Source organism: Paenarthrobacter nitroguajacolicus, from assembly GCF_031455195.1.
Lineage (GTDB): Bacteria > Actinomycetota > Actinomycetes > Actinomycetales > Micrococcaceae > Arthrobacter > Arthrobacter nitroguajacolicus_D.
Genome location: NZ_JAVDSH010000002.1, coordinates 15,060 through 28,499 on the forward strand (window position 1 = coordinate 15,060; position 13,440 = coordinate 28,499).

The 13,440-nt window shown below is 63.4% G+C and carries 13 protein-coding genes and 1 tRNA gene; 5 read left to right on the top strand and 9 right to left on the bottom strand.

Features of this window, described 5'->3' with window-relative positions; all coding sequences use genetic code 11:
* Positions 1 to 66: 66 nt before the first annotated feature.
* Both J2Y68_RS03825 and J2Y68_RS03830 read left to right on the top strand, forming a co-directional pair.
* A complete protein-coding gene (locus J2Y68_RS03825) occupies positions 67 to 1,533 on the top strand; it encodes a chlorohydrolase family protein (protein ID WP_309989966.1) in 1,467 nt (488 codons plus the stop codon).
* A gap of 52 nt (positions 1,534 to 1,585) precedes the next feature.
* On the top strand, positions 1,586 to 2,269 hold the full coding sequence (locus tag J2Y68_RS03830) for a GntR family transcriptional regulator (protein WP_309989968.1): 684 nt from the start codon (positions 1,586 to 1,588) through the stop codon (positions 2,267 to 2,269).
* Between the two features lie 61 nt (positions 2,270 to 2,330).
* Here J2Y68_RS03830 and J2Y68_RS03835 read toward each other — a convergent pair whose 3' ends face one another.
* The 5 genes from J2Y68_RS03835 to J2Y68_RS03855 all read right to left on the bottom strand — a co-directional run bounded on the left by J2Y68_RS03835 (position 2,331) and on the right by J2Y68_RS03855 (position 9,012).
* Positions 2,331 to 3,752, bottom strand: a complete 1,422-nt coding sequence (locus J2Y68_RS03835) for a DUF4032 domain-containing protein (RefSeq protein WP_309989969.1) — start codon at positions 3,750 to 3,752, stop codon at positions 2,331 to 2,333.
* Positions 3,749 to 5,335 (bottom strand): beta-N-acetylhexosaminidase, encoded by a 1,587-nt coding sequence (locus J2Y68_RS03840; protein ID WP_309989971.1) that lies wholly within the window; start codon positions 5,333 to 5,335, stop codon positions 3,749 to 3,751. Before J2Y68_RS03840 ends, J2Y68_RS03835 begins: the two co-directional genes overlap by 4 nt.
* A gap of 98 nt (positions 5,336 to 5,433) precedes the next feature.
* Positions 5,434 to 6,516: an ABC transporter ATP-binding protein gene (locus J2Y68_RS03845; RefSeq protein WP_142936539.1), complete on the bottom strand. Its 1,083-nt coding sequence runs from the start codon at positions 6,514 to 6,516 to the stop codon at positions 5,434 to 5,436.
* Between the two features lie 206 nt (positions 6,517 to 6,722).
* The gene (otsB, locus tag J2Y68_RS03850; RefSeq protein WP_309989974.1) at positions 6,723 to 7,520 is read right to left on the bottom strand and encodes a trehalose-phosphatase; all 798 of its coding nucleotides are present in this window, start codon (positions 7,518 to 7,520) and stop codon (positions 6,723 to 6,725) included.
* Positions 7,510 to 9,012, bottom strand: coding sequence for an alpha,alpha-trehalose-phosphate synthase (UDP-forming) (locus J2Y68_RS03855; RefSeq protein ID WP_309989977.1), 1,503 nt, complete (start codon positions 9,010 to 9,012; stop codon positions 7,510 to 7,512). The genes otsB and J2Y68_RS03855 overlap by 11 nt, the downstream gene beginning before the upstream one ends.
* Before the next feature lie 176 nt (positions 9,013 to 9,188).
* Between J2Y68_RS03855 and J2Y68_RS03860 the strand changes: the two genes are divergently transcribed.
* Positions 9,189 to 10,067: a DsbA family protein gene (locus J2Y68_RS03860; protein WP_309989979.1), complete on the top strand. Its 879-nt coding sequence runs from the start codon at positions 9,189 to 9,191 to the stop codon at positions 10,065 to 10,067.
* Positions 10,068 to 10,228: 161 nt separating this feature from the next.
* A tRNA-Thr gene (locus J2Y68_RS03865) sits at positions 10,229 to 10,305 on the top strand.
* A gap of 290 nt (positions 10,306 to 10,595) precedes the next feature.
* On the opposite strand, the gene J2Y68_RS03870 is transcribed toward J2Y68_RS03865, so the two are convergent.
* Together J2Y68_RS03870 and J2Y68_RS03875 are read right to left on the bottom strand one after the other, a co-directional pair.
* Positions 10,596 to 11,372 (bottom strand): alpha/beta fold hydrolase, encoded by a 777-nt coding sequence (locus tag J2Y68_RS03870; protein ID WP_309989982.1) that lies wholly within the window; start codon positions 11,370 to 11,372, stop codon positions 10,596 to 10,598.
* A 15-nt stretch (positions 11,373 to 11,387) separates the two neighbouring features.
* Positions 11,388 to 11,666 (bottom strand): DUF2306 domain-containing protein, encoded by a 279-nt coding sequence (locus J2Y68_RS03875; RefSeq protein ID WP_309989984.1) that lies wholly within the window; start codon positions 11,664 to 11,666, stop codon positions 11,388 to 11,390.
* Positions 11,667 to 11,755: 89 nt separating this feature from the next.
* Here J2Y68_RS03875 and arr point away from each other — a divergent pair, with 89 nt between their 5' ends.
* Positions 11,756 to 12,166 (top strand): NAD(+)--rifampin ADP-ribosyltransferase, encoded by a 411-nt coding sequence (arr, locus tag J2Y68_RS03880; protein ID WP_309989987.1) that lies wholly within the window; start codon positions 11,756 to 11,758, stop codon positions 12,164 to 12,166.
* Positions 12,167 to 12,187: 21 nt separating this feature from the next.
* On the opposite strand, the gene J2Y68_RS03885 is transcribed toward arr, so the two are convergent.
* Together J2Y68_RS03885 and J2Y68_RS03890 are read right to left on the bottom strand one after the other, a co-directional pair.
* A complete protein-coding gene (locus J2Y68_RS03885; RefSeq protein WP_309989990.1) occupies positions 12,188 to 12,595 on the bottom strand; it encodes an Hpt domain-containing protein in 408 nt (135 codons plus the stop codon).
* 74 nt (positions 12,596 to 12,669) lie between these two features.
* Complete coding sequence (locus J2Y68_RS03890) at positions 12,670 to 13,275, bottom strand: TasA family protein (RefSeq protein ID WP_309989992.1); 606 nt, start codon at positions 13,273 to 13,275, stop codon at positions 12,670 to 12,672.
* Positions 13,276 to 13,440: the final 165 nt, after the last annotated feature.

Below are 13,440 nucleotides of genomic sequence, written 5' to 3' on the forward strand. Positions count from 1 at the left end.
TGTTTGGAATACCAGAGAAGTTCTTGCGCAGAGTCAGCGCCAGACAGGAACAACAAGGAGTTGCCCGTGCCAACCAAGGTCACCGCCCGCTACGTGCTGGGCCATCACAACGGACACCACGTACTCCTTGAGGACGCCTGCGTTGTGTATGAGGGCTCCACCATTGAGTACGTTGGTTATGACTACACCGGGCCCGTGGATGAAGAGCGCCGGCTTGGTGACGCGCTGCTGATGCCCGGCCTGATCGACCTCGACGCGCTCACGGACATCGACCACCTCATCCTGGACAGCTGGGCCGGACCGGAACAAGCCAAAGGACACCAGTGGTCGGAGGACTACTTCCGGAACCGCCGCGCGGACGTCTTCACCGCCGAAGAGCGTCAGCAAATCCGCGAGTACGCGCTGATCCAGCTAATCCTGCACGGCATCACCACCTACATGCCCATCGCTTCCGAAGTGCACTCCGAATGGGCCGAGCCCTTCGATGAGCTGGTGGGAATGGCCGACACCAGTCGACGCCTGGGCCTGCGCGGCTTCCTGGGTCCTGCCTACCGCTCGGGCGTGAACGTCGTCCTGGGAAGCGGCGAACGTTCGGTGATGTTCGACGTCGAGCGTGGCCGTGAGGGCTTTGCGGATGCTTTGCGCTTCATTGACCACGCGACGAAACTCAACGATCCGCTGGTGAATGCTGTCCTGCTGCCGTGCCGGATCGAAACGCTGGACGTCGGGTTGCTGAAGGAAACGGCGGCGGCCTCCGCAGAAAGGGGTGTCCTGGTGCGCCTCCACTCCTTGCAAGGACTCGTGGAGCGTGAACTCATCCTGGACTGGCATGGGGTGACGCCGCTGGAGCTCCTTGACCAGGTGGGCCTGCTGGGCGAACGGCTGCTGATTCCGCACGCCACCTACACGGACAGGAATTCTGCGGTGCATGGTGAGGATCGTGGCGATCTGGCCAGGCTGGCGGACAGCGGCGCAAGCATCATCCATTGCCCGCTGACGTCCATGCGCTATGGCAGCACGCTGGACTCCTTCAATGCCTACAAGAAAGCGGGCATCAACATTTCGCTGGGCACCGATTCCTTCCCACCGGACCTGATCCGCGGAATCGACGCCGGGGTGCAGCTCGCCAAAATCCTCGCCGGAACCAACGACGCCGGCGATGTCGCGGGATACTTCGATGCAGCCACACTCGGCGGTGCCCGTGCCCTCCGCCGACCCGACCTGGGACGGTTGGAGCCCGGCGCGCAAGCGGACTTGGTGGCCTTCTCTTTGGGGGATATCCGTGACGGCGTCCACGACGACCCTCTCCGTACGCTTGTCCTGAACGGCACAGCCCGCCAAGCCGTGCTGTCCGTGGTGGCTGGCCGAACCATCATGGCTGACGGCGTGATCGAGGGGGTGGACCTGGACTATTGGCGCCTGAAGGGCCAGGAATTGTTCGGCAGGATGCGCCAGGCCTACAGCGTTCGGGACGCCCGGAACCGCCCGGCCAATGAGCTGTTTCCTCCCGTGTATGCTCGGTTGGAACGCTGACCGGCGCCGTCCGGCACATGAAGCGTACAAGGGTGTGAAGGAAGGTTTGACAGTGGCTGAGGCGATGCCGGAAACCGGAACGGGCCGTGACGATGAGGCCCGCGCCGAGAACGTTTACCAACTGGTGCTCGAAGGCATAGTCACAGGCACGTACGCCCAGGGCATGCGTTTGCGCGAACGCGAACTGTCCGAGGTGTACAACGTCTCCCGCATTCCCGTGCGTGAAGCCATCCAACGCCTGGAACAGGACGGTTTTGTCCAGACCTTCCCGCGCCGCGGCGCTGTGGTCCGGCAACTGACGCTCACCGACGTCAATGAGCTCTTCGACATCCGGCTCTGCCTGGAAACGTTCGCTGCCAGGATGGCTGCCACGCGGGTGGCGGAGGGTGCCGACGGCGGACGCTTAGAGGAGCTCATGCAGGCCTCCACAGCGGCCATTGACGAGGACCGGACCGAGGACGTCGCTGTAATCAGCGCAGAACTCCACGCCGAAATCGTCCGCCTGTCCGGAAACCGGCTGCTGATCGAGTCCGTGAAGCCGTTGTTCGGCAGGATGCGTTGGATCTTCGGGCTGGCGCACAACCGAAGCAATGAACTCCAACGCGACGAGCACACCGAGCTCTGCAACGCCATCTTGAAAGGCCGGCCGGACCTGGCGTACTCCCTGGCGTACTCGCACATCGAACTGGGCCGCGAACCTGTCCTGTCAGGGCTCGCCGAAACCCTGGAACCTTAAGTTATAGAGTTCGACGCCGGCACTCGCCTGAGTGCCGGCGTCGAGGCCGTTTTGACGATTCTTAGTCGTCGGCGTCCGGGTACTCGTCTTCGTCCTCGTCGTCGTAGCGGCCGGATTCCTCCACCTCGACTTCAAGGATCTTCAGCAACTCAGTGTCCGGGTTCAGCATGATGGCTGCCTCGTCGCGGCGGTGCTGCAGCACAGTGTCCAGGTAGGACTGCACGGTCTCGGCCAACGGTACGTACCTGTCCTGCTTCTGGCTCATGTACCAACGGTGTTCCAGGACCTCGTGGACAACTTCCGCCGGCTCCAGCTTTCCGGCCAGGTGCCGCGGAATGGACCGCACGATCGGCTCGAAGATCTGGCTCACCCAAATATGCGCGCTGATTTCCTCATCGAGGTCGGGGTTGTTGTCGGCCCGGAACTGGTCCATGTCGTTCAAGAGCCTGCGGGCCTGGTTCTCCTGGGCGTCCAGGCCCGTGAGGCGAAGCAACCGCCGCTGGTGGTGCCCGGCGTCGACGACTTTGGGCTGGAGCTGGATGGTGGAGCCGTCCGCGGTGGTCTTGATGGCGTATTCCTCCACGTCGAAGCCCAGCTCGTTGAGGCGGCGGATGCGGGCGGCCACACGCCACCGTTCGCCAAGCTCAAAGGACTCCTTCTCCGTCAGCTCAGTCCAGAGCCGGCGGTAGCTGTCCATGATCAGCTCGCTGGTGGCTACGGGGTCAACCTTCTCCTCGATGAGTCCGCCGTCCAGCAGGTCCATCAGTTCACCAGCGATGTTCACGCGGGCGATCTCAAGGTCGTATTCACGCTGGCCCATGGAAAGGTCCGGGTAGAGTTCGCCCGTTTCCGCGTCCACCAGGTAAGCGGCGAACGCGCCGGCATCACGGCGGAACAGGGTGTTGGAGAGCGACACGTCGCCCCAATAGAAGCCCACAAGGTGCAGGCGCACCAGCAGCAGCGCCTGGGCATCGATCAAACGGGTCAGCGTATCCTTGCGGAGCATCTGGGAGAACAACGCACGGTACGGCATGGAAAACTTCAGGTGCCGGGTGACCAGCACAGGGTTCAGCGGACGGCCGTCAGCAGTGGTGCGCCCGGTGATGACCGCCACAGGCTCCACGCAAGGAACGTCCAGCCGTGCGAGCTTCCGGAGCATGTGGTACTCGTGGCGAGCCACGTGCTCGGAGGTTTCCTTGATGGCAATCACTGAGCCGCCCAAATGGGCGAAGCGCACGATGTGCCGGGAGATGCCGCGGGGGAGTGCGGCCAGGTTCTCGGTCGGCCAATCCTCCAAAGCAATGTGCCACGGCAGGTCCAGCAGCTCGGGATCCGCTGCGGCTGCGGTGATGTTCAGTGAACCGATGACGCTGGCAGGAGGTGCGGTGTCCTGCGCGCTTGCGGCTTCAGTGCGGGGGAGCTTGCCGATCTGCCCGTAGTCGGTCGGTTCGTCGTGCCACTGGGCTTCGTTTTGCTCGCTCATGCCTCAATTGTTCCGTACTCGGCGTCGCTGGCGGCTATCGTGCCTGGAAAGGGGTATTCCGGCTTCGCCGACCATTCGACGTCGGGCGCTTCCTGGAAGACGACGCCCTGCCGCGTGAGTCGCTCACCCAAGGCGCCCAGCCGACGTCGGAAGTCACCGGCGTTGCGGACCTCCTGACCGGACCAAGCCACTTCCGCCAGTGAAACGGCCCGCGGGTACAGGAGCCATTGGGCCTGCTTGTTGTTCCGCACGGTCTCTGACCAGAGGGGGCCCTCGACGCCGAGGATCTGCTGGTCCAGCAGGCCACCCTGGGCGGGGTCCCAGTTGTAATACTCGGACCAAGTGAACGGGCCGCCCTCCACCCATGACAGGCCGACGGGGCTGCCCGGATCATATTTCTGGTCCAGGTAGGTGTTAGCGGCGGGGGACATGATGACAGGCGCTCCGCTGTTTTCGGCCTGTCGCACGGTGGTCTCCACATTGCCGTACCAATACTGGATTACGGCGCCTTCCGGAAGTTCGACGGCGGCGAACTCATTCCAGCCCACCACGGCCTTACCCGTCGCGGCGGCTATCCGGACGAACTGCTGAACCATGGTGACGTAGTCGTCGTGTGCTGTGACGTGGGCTTCGTCCCCGCCGATGTGCAGGTAGGGGCCTACCGTGATGTCGGCGAGCTGTCCGAGGACCTCGCGGGCGAACTCGTACGTGGTTGGCAGGTCCGCGCTCAAGGTTGACCAGCCAACCTCGGCCGTGGTGCTCATGGGTTTGGCCTGGCCATCCGGGCTGAGTTGCGGGATGGCTGCGAGGGCGGCGTTGACGTGCCCGGGAAGGTCGATCTCCGGCACCACCAGCACATTCTTGCTGGCGGCGTACGCCTGGATGTCCCTGAAATCCTGCTGGGTGTAGAAGCCGGAGTTGCCGCGCGCAGGCACGGCCGTGGGGACCTCGACGGCGCCCTGACCACCAGTTGCGGTGAGGTTGGCATAGTCAAGACCTGACGGATTTTCATCCGGGGTGCGGATTTCGATGCGCCACGCCTGGTCGTCAGTAAGGTGCAGGTGCAGTGCGTTCAGCTTGAACTGCGTCATCACGTCGATCTGCTCCTTCACCTCCTCCACAGTGAAGAAGTTGCGGGCAACGTCCAGCATGAGGCCACGGTAGGCGAAACGCGGCGCGTCAGCGATATCGACGGCGGGAATCACCCAGGTGCCATCGGCGCTCGGCGGGGTTCCCTCGATGGATGCGGGGAAAAGCTGGCGCAGTGTCTGCACCCCATTGAACAGGCCGGCGTCGGTGGAGGCCGTAAGCCGGATGGCATCTTCGGTGACTGCGAGGGAGTACGCTTCCGGGCCGCCGTCGAACATTTCCACCAGCTCAAGCAGGATGTCACCAGGGAGTGTGTCCTCCGCTATGGGCAGCTCGAAACCGGTGCCGCGGCGGAGCAGTGAGGCAAGCTGTTCAGCGACGGGCACGGCAGTATCACTGGCCACAATCCGGGCGTTGGGGGCGAGCGTGAAGGCAGGGCTGTCCAGGAGTTCGACGTGCGAGGGGCGGGGGATCAGGGTATCTGTCGTGTTCATGCCGTTCTTTCTGGGAGAAAGGTTAACGCGAGAGCGGCCCGACCGGGAGGGTCGGGCCGCTATCAAAATGCGGAACGTACAGACGCGTCAGCGTCGGGCTAGTCGCCCAGGCGGAGGCCCGTCTTAGTGTCGAACAGGTGCACGTGGCCGGACTGCGGACGAACGAAGATGGACTCTCCCTTCATCGGGGGGCGACGACCATCGACGCGGGCAACGATGTCGTGGCTCTTGCCATCAAGGATGGTGTGGCCGTAGACGTAGGCGTCGGCGCCGAGTTCTTCGACGACGTCGACCTCAACCTGCAGGCCTTCGCCGTTGCCGACGGTCTCGAGGTCTTCCGGACGGGAACCGACGGTGACCGTCTGGCCGTGAGCTTCCTGGAGGACGTCGCGCGGCACGGGGTAAACCGTTCCACCGAACTGGACGCCACCATCAACCACGGGGAGTTCAAGGAGGTTCATGGCCGGGGAGCCGATGAAGCCTGCAACGAAGACGTTCTGCGGGCGGTCGTAGAGGTTGCGCGGGGTGTCAACCTGCTGCAGCAGGCCATCCTTCAGGACGGCGACGCGGTCACCCATGGTCATGGCCTCAACTTGGTCGTGCGTCACGTAAACCGTGGTGACGCCGAGGCGGCGGGTCAGGGACGCGATCTGCGTACGGGTCTGGACGCGGAGCTTGGCGTCAAGGTTGGAGAGCGGCTCATCCATGAGGAAGACCTGGGGGTTACGGACGATTGCGCGACCCATGGCAACACGCTGGCGCTGACCACCGGAGAGAGCCTTCGGCTTGCGGTCCAGGTACTGCTCAAGGTCAAGGAGCTTGGCGGCTTCGCGGACACGCTCTGCGCGCTCTTCCTTGGAAACGCCGGCGATCTTCAGGGCGAAGCCCATGTTGTCCGCAACGGTCATGTGCGGGTACAGGGCGTAGTTCTGGAAGACCATTGCGATGTCGCGGTCCTTCGGCGGAACGTCGGTGACGTCGCGGTCGCCGATGAGGATGCGGCCTGCGTTGACGTCCTCGAGACCTGCGAGCATGCGCAGCGAGGTGGACTTACCGCAACCGGAGGGTCCAACGAGGACCAGGAATTCGCCATCGGCGATGTCGATGTTGAGCTTATCGACGGCGGGCTTATCTGTGCCCGGGTACAGACGCGTAGCGTTATCAAAAGTAACTGTAGCCACAGTTATCAATCCCTTCACCGGCAGGTACGTGCCGGACGATCCGTTGTGAATGGTTCATTTTCTTCAGTTGAACTCCCCGGCCAATGGCCGGGGAGGATCGTGTGACGTCGCACGGTACTGTGCGTCACATCACATCCAAGAGTATGTCAGACTTTTGGATGAATGACCTAAATGTTACAGAGGTCACATGTGTGGTTGGTCACCGGCTAGGCTGCGGCGACCACCCGGCGACGCTCCCTCAGGAGGGCCTCCAACAGCTCCGCCACGTGGACAGGAGCTTCCACGCGGTACTGCGCCTGGGTGAAATCGAGACCGACCTTAATGCCTACGTCGTCCCCCATCAGCCGGCCCAGGGCATCCTCGTCGGTCACGTCATCCCCGGCGAACAGGATGGCCGTCGCGCCGGTTGCCTGCCGGAGGAACTCCACGGCCTCACCCTTCGAAGCGTGGACTACCGATGTTTCCAGCACCCGCTTGCCCGTCTTCAGATACACGCCGGGACGCTCACCCAGCACGCGGGTAGCAGCTTCCACAGCGTCTTCCGCTACGTCGTCGTCGGCCATCCGCGTGTGAAGGACGACACCGGCGGGCTTGTCTTCGAGCACCGTGCCCGGAGCGACGTCCACGATCTCGCCCAGGACCTCCCGGACGGAAGCCAACGTGGCGCGCTGATCATCGTCCAGCTCCAAACCTTGCGAGCCCTCGCCGAGCCAAACTTCAGCCCCGTGGCTCCCCACCAGCAGCGTGGTGGCCGGAGGTGAGGCGACCCGCCGCAAACTGTCCAGTGCCCTGCCCGAAATGAGTGCCGTCGTCGTGCGCGGAAGTTCGGCGAGTTCCGCCAAAGCTGCGGCGGACCGCGGGAGTGGGCGGGCGTCTTCAGCGCGGTCCACGATGGGGGAGAGCGTGCCGTCGAAGTCGAGGGCCACCAGGAGATGTTCGGTGTCCGCGATGCGTCGGATGGCGTCCAGCAACTCAGGCTTCAGCGACAGGTTCTCAGCTGTCATCGCGGACCACCTTCTCCTCCAAGGCAGCCAGGAACTCAGCCGACCAGTGATCGACGTCGTGGTCCAGGATCTGCTTGCGCATCAGCTTCATGCGCCGGCGGGCTTCCTTGGGTGGCAGGTTGACTGCGCGCAGGATGGCGGACTTCAACCCGTCGATATCGTGCGGGTTGATCAGGAAAGCCTGCTTGAGCTGATCGGCTGCACCGGCGAATTCACTCAGGACCAGGGCGCCGTCGTCATTCTGGCGGGCGGTCACGTATTCCTTTGCCACCAGGTTCATGCCATCACGCAGTGCAGTCACCAGCATGACGTCCGCGGCGAGGTACAGGGCCACCATCTCCTCCACCGGATAACTGTGGTGCAGGTAGCGGACAGCAGTGTTCTGGATGGTGTCGTACGTGCCGTTGATGTGTCCCACGGTGCCTTCGATTTCCTCGCGCAGCAGCCTGTACTGCTCAACGCGCTCCCGGCTGGGGCTGGCAACCTGGATCAGCGTGGCGTCCTCCACCTTGATGCTGCCTTCGCGCAGGAGTTCCTCGAAAGCCTTCAGCCGGTGGCCGATTCCCTTGGTGTAATCCAAGCGGTCGACGCCCAAAAGGATGGTAGTTGGGTCGCCAAGGTCGCGGCGGATCTGCTTGGCCCGCTCAATGATGTCCGGGTTCGCGGCGAGTTCCCGGATCTGGTCCACATCGATGGAGATGGGGAAGGCCTGTGCCCGGGCGATGTGCGTGACTTCGCCGTCAGGACCCTTCACATGGACCTGCTGCTGTTTGACGCTGGCGCCCAGGAACCGGCGTGCAGAGCGCATGAAGTTGCCGGCATCGCTGGGACGCTGGAAACCCAGGAGGTCTGCACCCAGCAGGCCGTCGATGATTTCGCGGCGCCACGGAAGCTGCGCGAAGATCTCCGGCGGTGGGAACGGAATGTGGTTGAAGAAGCCGATCTTCAGGTCCGGCCGGGCCTCGCGCAGCAGGCGCGGCACCAGCTGGAGCTGGTAGTCCTGGACCCACACAGTGGCACCGTCCGCGGCGTGCCGTATGACGGCGTCGGCGAACTTTTTGTTGACGGTCCGGTACGAGTCCCACCACGTACGGTGGAACTCCGGCGGGGCGATGACGTCATGGTAAAGCGGCCAGATGGTCGCGTTGGAAAAGCCCTCGTAATACAGTTCAACTTCGTGGCTGCTGAGCTGGACCGGGACCAGGTCCATGCCTTCGTGGCTGAAGGGCCGCACGGTCTCGTCGGGAGCGCCATGCCAACCCACCCATGCGCCGTCGGACTTTGTCATCATGGGGGCCAGCGCCGTGACCAGGCCGCCGGGCGAACGGCGCCAGCCGTCACCGCCGTCGTCGTTGCCGTCGCTGCTGCAACGGTCCACAGGCAACCTGTTGGAGACCACCATGAAATCGAACGTGCTGGCCGTAGGCTTCTTGGTTGGAGAAGCCTTGGGGGCTTGTTCGGTACTGAGTTTTTCGCTTGCCGGATCCTGCATTAACGCTCCCTGGGGTTGCTGTGACTCAACTCCCAGCCTACTAGCGGAATCTTCACCGGCAGTTGATCGTTCAACAACCGGGCGGGATGGTGTGCGGTAGAGCTCCAAGTTCGCTCCCGTAAACTGTCCCCGTTGCCCTAGCTATTCACTACGACGTCGAGTAACCCGAGGAACTGATGAGCCCCGCAAACGAATCCCGCCTGTCCAAGGCTGAGCGCACCGCCCAGGCCCGGGAAAAAGCGCGCGCAATCCGCGAAGAGCAGTTGAAGAAGGAGAAGCGGAACAAGCTTCTGGTCGGCTGGGGCATTGTGGTTGCCATTGTTGTCATCATCGCGGTGGTGGCGTTCGTGGTTGTTGGCAACGTCCAGAACAACGCGCCGATTGCCGACAACGGCCCCACGCCGGCCAACGGCAACGTGCACGGTGGCGTCACCCTGCTGGCCAACAGCGATGTTGTGAAGTCTGAACCCGCCACCGTGAATGTGTCCGATGTGCCGGCACCCCTTGCCAGCAAGCCCGCTACAGTAGCCGTTCCCGGTGGCGAAGCCGAGGCCGGCAAGCCGGTCAAGGTGGTTGCCTACATCGACTTCATTTGCCCGGTCTGCAAGCGGTTCGAGACGACCTACGGTGAGTCGCTGACCAACCTCCGGAACGAAGGAAAAATCTCCCTCGAATACCGTGCACTCGGCTTCCTGGACCAGCAGTCCACCACCAACTACTCCTCGCGCGCGGCCAACGCTGCTGCCTGCGTGGTGAACACTTCTCCGGAAAAGTACGCGGACTTCTTCAACCTCCTCTTTGAGCGCCAGCCGGCCGAAGGCAGCGCAGGCATCTCTGATAAGGACCTGAAGGCCATGGCCACCGAGGTAGGGGCGGCCAACATCGACTCCTGCATCGACAGCAAGCAGTACCGCCCCTGGGTGAAGGTTGCTACGCAGGAAGCTGCGGCCATCGGCGTTACGGGCACGCCTACCGTCTTCGTCGACGGCAAGCAGTGGGACGGCTCCACCGACCTGAACGCTGAGATCCAGACGGCCATCACGGCCAAGGGCTAAGCCTTCGCGGAATTACGACGGCGGCCGGTCACCCTTGTTGGGGGCCGGCCGCCGTTTGTTTGGTCCTCCCAGGGTTGCGGCGGGTGTTCTAATTTCGTTGCTGGGGAGGGTGTGGGCTAACCTTGTCTAGCGTTGTTTCGGCGGCGCTGTTGTGTTGTTACGCCTCCTTAGCTCAGTTGGCCAGAGCACCGCTCTTGTAAAGCGGGGGTCGTCGGTTCGAATCCGACAGGGGGCTCCACGAACCCCTCCGTTCCGGCGATATTGCCCGGAACGGAGGGGTTTTTCGTGTCTGAGATGCAGAGCCTGCACGTTGACAACGTGCTTTCAAGAAGGCAGGAGCCTCCTCGGCTGCCTAGAGGGAACCATGCAGTCAGAGAAGAAGGCCCTGAGGACGACGGACCGAGGCAACGTAGGGACACTCGGGGGTACGCTGGACTTTCACTTTGTGGGACCGGATGTCCAATAACAAGGGTCAGGGCGGCAAGAAGTTGACGGGCGCATGAGCGGCACAGCGAGAGAGACCTGGGCTCACGTTGTGCGGGCAATGAACTGCCGGATCCAATCGACGGTTTCGGGGTGGTCCAAGTGCAGCCCATGACCAGCGCCGGGCACCCTCACCAGAACCGACCGTGGAATGTGCCGACGGAGGAGCCGGGCATTGGGCAATGGCGTGAGCCGGTCATCAGTGCCATGAAGTATCAGAGTAGGCGACGTGATGTTGCTCAGTTCACTCCAGGCGTCGTGCTCCCGACTCGCTCTGAAATGCCGGGCTTTGGCCCACGCCGAAGCCGGGGAATTGAAGAAAGCATGCGTCGCGTCAGGATTGCGCTGGGCCCAGTCGGCATCGAAGAACAGCGGTTCCAGCCGGGCCACGTCGCCGCTCACCAGCGCTTCAAGGGCGGCCTTGCCTGGTTGGGTTTCTGCGTCCGGCCATTTTCCCCCACTGGTTGCGGCAAGGACCAAGGTGCGGATCTGCTCCGGATGATCGATGGCCAGCCATTGGCCAATGCGCCCACCCATCGAGTGGCCGTAGACATGTGCCGCACCTGCGTCGGCGGCCGCGAGGACAGCTGCTGCGTCCTGGGCAAGTAGACGGGTGGTGTACCGGCCCGCATCGCCCCGGCCACTTTGTCCGATCCCGCGGTGATCGAAGCGGATGATGCGGTAAAAGCGGGACAGAAGTTCCGCCGTCGGGCCCCAACCGTCCATGGCCGTTGCCTGTCCGGCGATGAGTAGCATCGGTTCGCCGTCGCCCTCTGAAGTCCAGGCGAGGCTGGTGCCGTCGGCGGCTTCGGCGAAGTTCACCGTGCCACTGTATCCCTACTTCCGGATGCTGACCCGGGCGCCGGCGTTTTGGCGCAGCTGCAGCAGGCCGGCAACGGTCAGCCCGGCGGTGAGTGCGAGGGCTCCCGTCCATAGAGTGAGGCCTGGCAGGTCGTGTATTGCCATTTGGGGGAGCCGCCTGTCAGGTACGGCGACGACACCGATGAAGGCTCCGACAAGGCCAAAGTAACTCCCGGTCATGAAGCGTTGGTGGGCGCTGATATTGCCTGCGGCGATGGCGTGCAGTGCCATGAGGAGTGTCCAGGGCGAAGGCATACGGCCAGCCTAGCCGTCAGCGTGGACAGTCCGTCCCGCGTTCGCCGATGTGACCCCGGTCTCTCACGTCGCGGGATTAGGCTGGACCCGTGAGTCAACCACATGACGATGGCCCTTTCTTCCACGGCACCAAAGCAGACCTGCGCGACGGCGATCTCCTGACGGCGGGCTACAGGTCCAACTACCGTCCGGAAGTGGTCATGAACCACATCTACTTCACGGCGCTGCGGGACGGCGCGGGACTTGCCGCTGAACTTGCAGCCGGGGACGGTGAGCCACGTGTCTACGCCGTGGAACCGACCGGGCCCTTCGAGGATGATCCAAACGTGACAGACAAGAAGTTCCCGGGCAACCCCACCCGTTCGTATCGGAGCACTGCTCCTCTCCGCGTGATCGGCGAAGTGACCGACTGGACCCGGCTGACCCCGGAGGCGCTGAGTGCCTGGAAGGAACGCCTGGGCGCGATCCTCGCCGATGAGCGCGGCGAGATCATCAACTAGGTCCTATCCCTGGCCAAACCCTCAGGCCCGGAAGAATCCACTGTGCCGTGTCATGGAGGTGTGCGCTGCACTGATGAGGTCCGATCGGGCTGCGACGCACCGGTCCGCGGTCTGCCGCAGGGCCGGAAGCGCGTCCGCAGCGTAGTCGAAATGGTCTTCCCGGATCATGGATTCGATGGCCCGGCACTGGTGTTCGGTTTCGACGGCTCCAACCATGGCGGAGCTGATCTTCAGGCTGAGGACGGCTGTTGTTGTCTCCTCCTCGTCACCCTGCTCCACGGCCTCGACGATTCGCTCTACGCGTTCGTGAAGCATTGACAGGTACTTGGTGAGGAACCTCAATGCGGGTGCGGGATCGCCGAGGTCATCGGCCAAGCTGCGGAGTCGGTCCAGGTCGAGGCCTTCACGGTTGCTTCGCGGTGCGCTCATCTCCTGGACTTCCTTTCGGACGTGGACCGGGGACCGGCCTAAAGGGCAAACGGGCCGGCCCCCGGGGCTTGGGGTTACTTGGTGGTTTCGGTGCGTTGGGTGCCGGTGAAGGAGAAGGCGATGGTGGAGGTGGCGCCTTGGAAGGTGTTGTCCGCGGTGGTGGGGAAGGCGGTGGTGACTTTGAGGTTGTCGGTCTTGGCGTTCGTCAGGGAAGTCAGGTTGTTCAGGACCTTGTTCGCGGCGATCACGGGGCCGGAGGCCAGGACGGTGGTTTTGGTGCCGGCGCAGGTGTAGGGGGCTGCGGAACCGGTCCAGGCAACGGAGCAGTTTTCGATGGTCAGCTGCAGGCCGTTGGTGGTGTCGGTGGTGAGCAGGGACCCGGTGGCGCCGGCGGAGGTGGTGAGGGTGACGTTGTTCAGGTCTGAGTTGCCGGTGTTGGCCAGGGTGACGAGCTTTTCGACCTTGTCGCCGGGCAGCAGGCCCGCGACGGGTACGTTGAGGGTGTTGTTGGCGCCGGTGCCCAGGGCGATGGTGACCGTTCCTGCGGTGACTGCCTGGGAGGCGGAGGTGGAGGAGGTGAACGCACCGTAGGTTCCCATGCCGGCCACGGCGGCTGCGGTGCCGACCAGTGCGACGGAAGCGAGGATCTTGCCGGAGGTGGTCTTGAGGCTGATGGCCATGGGAATCAGTGTCCTTTCGGTAGGCCACCGTGAGACCGGCCGGCCAGTTCTTCCAGCCTCTCTGGCTGACAAGAACTACTGTGCCGGGCCACCCTCAAGAACCAATCCTGCAAAACCGCAACAGTCCCTCAGGAAAACCTCAAGACTTTTTGCCACCAAACGCAA

Excerpts from the sequence above, each read along its gene's own strand:
- J2Y68_RS03835 (WP_309989969.1), bottom strand. The coding sequence starts at position 3,752 with ATGAGCGAGCAAAACGAAGCCCAGTGGCACGACGAACCGACCGACTAC.
- J2Y68_RS03840 (WP_309989971.1), bottom strand. The coding sequence starts at position 5,335 with ATGAACACGACAGATACCCTGATCCCCCGCCCCTCGCACGTCGAACTC.
- otsB (WP_309989974.1), bottom strand. The coding sequence starts at position 7,520 with ATGACAGCTGAGAACCTGTCGCTGAAGCCTGAGTTGCTGGACGCCATC.
- J2Y68_RS03855 (WP_309989977.1), bottom strand. The coding sequence starts at position 9,012 with ATGCAGGATCCGGCAAGCGAAAAACTCAGTACCGAACAAGCCCCCAAG.
- J2Y68_RS03860 (WP_309989979.1), top strand. The coding sequence starts at position 9,189 with ATGAGCCCCGCAAACGAATCCCGCCTGTCCAAGGCTGAGCGCACCGCC.
- J2Y68_RS03875 (WP_309989984.1), bottom strand. The coding sequence starts at position 11,666 with ATGCCTTCGCCCTGGACACTCCTCATGGCACTGCACGCCATCGCCGCA.
- J2Y68_RS03885 (WP_309989990.1), bottom strand. The coding sequence starts at position 12,595 with ATGAGCGCACCGCGAAGCAACCGTGAAGGCCTCGACCTGGACCGACTC.
- J2Y68_RS03890 (WP_309989992.1), bottom strand. The coding sequence starts at position 13,275 with ATGGCCATCAGCCTCAAGACCACCTCCGGCAAGATCCTCGCTTCCGTC.